The sequence below is a fragment of the Pseudoalteromonas sp. S558 genome, from assembly GCF_005886635.1.
GTDB classification, from domain to species: domain Bacteria; phylum Pseudomonadota; class Gammaproteobacteria; order Enterobacterales; family Alteromonadaceae; genus Pseudoalteromonas; species Pseudoalteromonas aliena.
Genome location: NZ_PNDU01000403.1, coordinates 1 through 6,300, shown reverse-complemented (window position 1 = coordinate 6,300; position 6,300 = coordinate 1). Strand labels below are relative to the sequence as shown.

Annotated in this window: 4 protein-coding genes; 3 read left to right on the top strand and 1 reads right to left on the bottom strand. The window is 42.3% G+C overall.

The genetic code is table 11. The features are described 5' to 3' along the window. A partial coding sequence (locus CWB66_RS20050) for a S9 family peptidase (RefSeq protein WP_138586758.1) occupies positions 1-2,374 on the bottom strand: 2,374 nt, incomplete at its 3' end. Between the two features lie 162 nt (positions 2,375-2,536). Here CWB66_RS20050 and CWB66_RS20045 point away from each other — a divergent pair. The 3 genes from CWB66_RS20045 to CWB66_RS20035 all read left to right on the top strand — a co-directional run bounded on the left by CWB66_RS20045 (position 2,537) and on the right by CWB66_RS20035 (position 6,110). Further along, positions 2,537-3,541 (top strand): LacI family DNA-binding transcriptional regulator, encoded by a 1,005-nt coding sequence (locus tag CWB66_RS20045; protein ID WP_138586756.1) that lies wholly within the window; start codon positions 2,537-2,539, stop codon positions 3,539-3,541. Then, complete coding sequence (locus tag CWB66_RS20040) at positions 3,538-4,767, top strand: glycosyltransferase (protein ID WP_138586754.1); 1,230 nt, start codon at positions 3,538-3,540, stop codon at positions 4,765-4,767. Before CWB66_RS20045 ends, CWB66_RS20040 begins: the two co-directional genes overlap by 4 nt. A 116-nt stretch (positions 4,768-4,883) precedes the next feature. Then, the gene (locus CWB66_RS20035) at positions 4,884-6,110 is read left to right on the top strand and encodes a threonine/serine exporter family protein (protein ID WP_077535620.1); all 1,227 of its coding nucleotides are present in this window, start codon (positions 4,884-4,886) and stop codon (positions 6,108-6,110) included. The last annotated feature ends 190 nt before the right edge of the window (positions 6,111-6,300 follow it).

The window sequence follows — 6,300 nt, the reverse complement described above, 5'->3', positions numbered from 1 at the left end:
GGTCCCACAGTACGTGTAATAAGCTTTTACGCGCACGATAACCATGTGCCTCATAAGGGAGCATGACCAAACGAGCATCTTTACCTAACCCTTTTAGCGCTGCGTACATGCGCTCACTTTGCATTGGGAAGGTGCCAGAATTAGGGTCTTCTTGTCCGTGGATCATCAGCATTGGTTCGTTAATTTTTTCAGCATGGAAAAATGGTGACATATTAGCGTACACGCTTTGTGCTTGCCAAAAATCACGTTCTTCACCCTGAAAACCAAACGGCGTTAATGTGCGGTTATACGCGCCACTGCGCGCAATGCCTGCTTTAAATAAGTCGCTGTGTGCTAATAAGTTAGCAACCATAAACGCACCGTACGAATGCCCTGCTATTGCGATATTATTTTTATCAGCAATGCCTTTTTCAACCAATACATCAACAGCTGCTTGCGCGCTTGAGACTAACTGCTTTCTAAAGTTATCGTTTGGTTCACTGCCATCAATACCCACTATTGGCATTTTAGGGTCGTCAAATACGGCAATCCCCTTTGCAAGATAAGGCATTGGTCCCCAGTAGCCAATGTAAGTAAATGCATAAGGCGATTCGCGTACTTGCGATGCAACCGCTTTATCTTTGTATTCAAGTGGGTAAGCCCACATTAACACAGGTAACGGACCTTGTGTTTTATCATACCCTGGTGGTAAATAAAGCGTGCCCGAAAGCTCAACACCGTCGTCGCGTTTATAACGTAATTGCTCTTTTTTTACCCCTTTAAATGCTGGATACGGGTGCTCAAACGTTGTTAATTGCGTTAGCGTGTCGTTATCTAAATTACGTATAAAAAAGTTAGGTTGCTCAGTTTTAGATTCACGAATAGTAATAAATCGCTCACCTTCGTCGTCAAGCAGTGCGCGTACACGCTCGTAGTATGGCGCTTCTGATTGCCATAAACGCTTGCTGCTATTTGTTTTAACATCAAACCTATCTAAAAACGGAATATTACCCTGCTCTGAAGCACCATTACCACGCAGGTAAATATAACGCCCGCCTACAATTTTAATCACGTTGGCGCCTAAATCGTTGCGCTCATAAATTGCATTACCTGGATTTTTATACGCATCGTTGTAACTACGCTCTGAAAACAATACACGATTTTTGTCAGCATCACGTGGCTGCACTATATAAGTACGAACTTGGCGATCGCTAAAGCGCCAGTCTGTCAGCATTGCTACGTTTTCGTTGCCCCACTCCATTCCCGCATAACGGCGCTCAACTTTTGCAAATAATTTAGGCTCGCGTTTAAATGGTGCACGTAAGCTGTAAACATAATCATGATGCTCAACGTCGGTTTTCATGTCGCCGCCATCTTGCGCTTCTGCCCAAATAACCTCAGCCCCTTGATCTGCTCGCCATTCAAAATCGCGGCGGCCAGTGCGAACGCTGTCGTAACCTTGTGGAATATTGTCGGCAAGTGGTTGTTTTGCCAGCTCAGCTAATGCATAGCCACGCATGCCCCATATTTGCCACGTGCTTGCAAAGCGGCTGTAAGGCACTTGATACGAAAACGGCTCATTAATACCCGCGACTAATATATTGGTAGAATCAGGTGATACCGAAAACGATTTAAATAAAGCAGGACTGCCTATTGCTTGAGCATTGCCATCAAGCGTTACATAAGTCAATTGCCCTTGGCCATAAAACTTAAATTGCGCTTCATCAAACGGGCTTGTTAATAAGTTTTGGTAAGTACGTGCTGGCGCTTTTTCGCCTGTACTTTGTTGAATAACAGGCACTACGTTTTGGCTGTTATTTTCAAGCCTTGGCTTGGCAAAGTTAACAGCGAGGTTTGCAACAATGGCGCTGCTATCTGGCAGCCATTTATATGGTGAGGCAGTTAATACCGAATTTAATGCAGCGCTAGTTAACTCTTTTACTTGTTTGGTTTCAACGCTGTAAAGCCATAAGTTGGCTTGGGTTGGTTGCTCAACAACAAAGGCTAAATATTTACTATTAGATGACCATTTAGGTGAGCGAATAATACCCGCTGGTAAGTTATTAATACTAATAACAGTGCCACTTTGAACATGCTTAAGCTCTACAGCGCTAAACTTGGCACTGACACGTGAGCGTGAAAAATTAGCGGGATTTAGCTTAATACCGGCAAGCTTAAGCTCTTCTTTTGCAAGCTCGTCGAGTGTTTCTACACGCTTACGCTCAAATAATGCAAGCCACTGACCATCGCTTGATAAGTAACTCGTGGGTGCTAATTTGGCATCAACCAAAGCGGCAAGCTCGGGTGATGGCGTTTGATATCCTTGCTCAGCGTAGCTTATTGGCAGCAATGCAACACTACAAATAAAGGCAACTAACAGCCTAAAAGCATTCATGTTTTATCCTTTTGTTATTTTTTACTCTTATAGGCCTATATAAACACGTTTTGATTTATTCATAAAGCATTAAGGTTAGTTAAAGCGCACCAATAGATGACTTAATAGTGCTGTTTAAGCTACACTACAGCGCTATTTATTAACCACTGCGACACATTAAAAATGCATAACAAAGCCAAATCAGTCACTATTTTTGATGTTGCAGATCTTGCCGGTGTATCAAAATCGACAGTGTCGCTAGTACTTACCCAAAGCGATAAAGTAAGTGATAAAAGCAAACAAAAAGTATTAAAAGCGATTGATGCGCTGGGCTATGTTTATAACCGCGATGCAGCTGCAATGCGCTCAAGGCGATCTAACCTAGTCGCAATAATAATAAACAACCTAAACGATCCATATATGGCGCGACTTGCCACTAGTCTAGAGCACTTGTTAAACGAAAATGGCTTGCAAGCCATGATCTTAAGTAGCAATAGTAGCCTTGAACAACAAAAAAATGCGGTTAAAAATTTAAAAGAATACAATGCCGCTGCGTTTATTATTTGCCCCGTTGCCCATACTTGCGGCAAATGGCTCGATACACTCAGTGAACAACACAAAGTCATTACCCTAATGCGCGAAGTCCCCTTTAGCGTTGCTCCGTGTGTGTTACCTGACTATAAAAAAGCAAGCCATCTAGCCTGCATGCATTTACTGGCGCAAGGGGTTACACATATTGCGTTTATGGGCCATGAGCTTACTTTAAGCGACTCTCAAGCACTACAAAGTGGCTTTAATAGTGCTTGTTCGCAGCACAATGTAACGCCTCTTGTTACCATCGCCTGTGGTCAAAATCAGCCGCTTGACGCTAAAAATGCGTTTATTAAAGCTTATAAAAAACAACCTCAGTTAAATGCCGTAGTGTGCGAAAATGACATAATCGCGCACGGTGTGATTGCTGCAATACATTCACTTAACATACCAGACAGCAACAATATAAACGTAGCGAGCTGCCATCATTTACCTCACTACACAGTAATGCCTGACAATGTGAGTACTGTGGTTATTAACGCCGATGATATCGCTAAGCGGTGCCACTTAATACTGCAAGAACTACTACAAAATATATCCCCACCAGTCAAAACACTGGTCAATGTAAACTTACAAATTAGAGATTCTAGCCAATGAAAAAAGTGCTGGTAATTGGCTACGTATGGCCAGAGCCAAATTCGTCTGCTGCGGGAACGCACATGATGTCGTTATTAAATGCATTTAGAGCACAAAACTGGGACGTTGAATTTGCAACGCCCGCACTACGTACCGAGCACATGGTAAACCTTGACGACTTTGGCATAACCTGCCAAAGCATTGCACTAAACTGTGATAGCTTTAACGAATACGTAAAAGCCTATAATCCAGACATAGTGATGTTTGACCGCTTTATGATGGAAGAACAATTTGGCTGGCGCGTAGATAAACACTGTCCACATGCGATTAAAATTTTAGATACCGAAGACTTACAATGCCTGCGTAACGCTCGCCACGAAGCGTTCAAAGGCGAGCGTGAGTTTTCAACTAGCGATTTACACTCAGACATAGCCAAACGCGAAATAGCAGCTATTTTACGTTGCGACTTAAGCTTAATTATTTCAAGCTATGAGATGAGTTTACTCCACAGTGTATTTAAAGTAGAGCCAAGCTTATTACATCACCTTCCTTTTATGGTCGATTTAAGCGCATTACCGACGAATACTAAAACGTTTGAACAGCGCCAACACTTTATGACCATTGGTAACTTTAGACACGCGCCAAATTGGGACGCTGTACTTTACCTACAAAAAATATGGCCACTTATTCGCAAACAACTACCAAAAGCAGAGCTGCATATTTATGGCTCTTACCCACCGCCTAAAGCCACCGCACTTAATAACCCAAAAATAGGGTTTTTAATAAAAGGCTGGGCCGATAATGCGTTTGATGTAATGCAAAGTGCACGTGTATGTTTAGCGCCACTGCGCTTTGGGGCTGGTATAAAAGGTAAATTACTTGAAGCTATGATAATGCAAACACCCAGCGTTACCACCAACATTGGCGCAGAAGGCATGCATAACGAGTTACCGTGGCCTGGTAAAATAGCCAACACCGCCGATGACTTTGCTGATGCAGCTGTAGAAATGTACAACAATCAAAGTGACTTTGAACAAGCACAACAAGATGGCAATACACTACTTAATACGCTGTACAACAAAGCACAATTGAGCGTTGCGTTAATTCAAAAAGTCGATTCAATAAGTAGCGATTTAAGTGCTCATCGCGAAAAAAACTTCACAGGCCAAATGCTCAAACATCATACAATGCGCAGTACGCAATACATGTCGCAATGGATAGCTGAAAAAAATAAAAAATTAGATTAAAAATGACTAGACACACACAGATTAGTGTTTAAAATCGCGCCCATCGAACGTGGGCAGTTTTAACTGTATTGTCTATATTTTTAGCTTAGTTATCGCAATATTTGGTTCAAAAAGATTTGAAAACTGCAACTTTTACAGAAAAACGCAAATTTATCGTAAAATTAGGTAAAATGCTTCATAAGTATGGCACACCAGCCTACCGCCTAGAAGCCCACCTAATGGAAGTGGCTACTTACTTAGGGCTCAAATCCTCATTTGTAATGTCGCCAACCTCTGTAACATTTGTTATTTGGACCGACGGCCACGAAGACGAGTACACCCATGTTGCGCGAGTCGATCCTGGCGATCACGATTTAGGCTCACTTGCCGACACTGACGACCTTGTAAATCAAATGCTTGACGACAAGTTAACTTTACAAGAAGTCGATGCTCAACTTGATGCAATTTACGTTATGCCCAACCCATACAACAAGCTTGTAACAGGAATTGCATTTGCCACTTCTGGTGGTGCCTTTGCTATGCTAATGGGTACCAGTTGGACTGACGTAATTTGGTCATCATTACTGACTCTGGTTGTTTATTTATTTGTACTTTGGTCTGGCCGCTCAAAACGTGTTGCGCACATGCTAGAACCATTAGTTGCTATTGTGTCAGCCATATTGGCCTGTGCCGTGAGTGTGTATATAACGCCTGAAATAAATATACGCTTGGTGGTACTTTCGGCCATTATTGTATTTATACCCGGTTTAGCGCTTGCACTGGGGTTAGCCGAGCTAGCAGCACGGCATTTGGTGTCTGGTACCGCGCGAGTAATGGACTCGTTCATGCTGTTATTTAAACTCTATTTTGGCGGTTTTATTGGCATAGGTATTGGCTTTGCACTCTTTGGGCAAGCTGACTTTGTACAACCTGAGCCATTACCAAAGTGGACCGCATGGCTGGCTATATTTTTACTTTGTAGCAGCTTAATCGTTATTTTTAGAACCAAACTTAAGCACGCTGTTTGGTCTATCGCATCAGGGTTTATAGCGTATGGCACCAGTATTGGCTCGGCTATGTACCTTGATTACACATTAGGTACCTTTGTCGGTGCTTTATCGGTGGGTATATTTAGTAACTTGTTTAACCGCGTTGCTAATGCGCCAGCCTCAATTGTGGCCATGCAAGGCTTGATTGTGTTAGTTCCAGGTAGCAAAACGTATATCGGCTTAAATTCTCTGATTGAAGGTCAAGACTTTGTGTACGCAGAGCATATAGGCCAACAAACGTTTTTAATATTTATGTCGCTTGTTGCAGGGCTAATATTTGCAAACGTTGCCCTACCGCCTAAAAAGAGTTTATAACTGATATTAAGCACTCGCTTTACTTTAATTGAGCAAAGCGAGTTTAGCTGTCAATAACTTTACTAATATAACCTGAACTCTGGTTAAGAGATTTTCAGTGAAAACAAGGCGAATTTACGCGTCAATAGCTGGCCTATTGCAAGTAAATTCAACGCAGTTAGCACTGAAAATAGCTGCTTGAGATAGATTT

Bases quoted from the DNA above. Each gene is read 5' to 3' on its own strand.
- CWB66_RS20045 (WP_138586756.1), top strand. From the start codon at position 2,537: ATGCATAACAAAGCCAAATCAGTCACTATTTTTGATGTTGCAGATCTT.
- CWB66_RS20040 (WP_138586754.1), top strand. From the start codon at position 3,538: ATGAAAAAAGTGCTGGTAATTGGCTACGTATGGCCAGAGCCAAATTCG.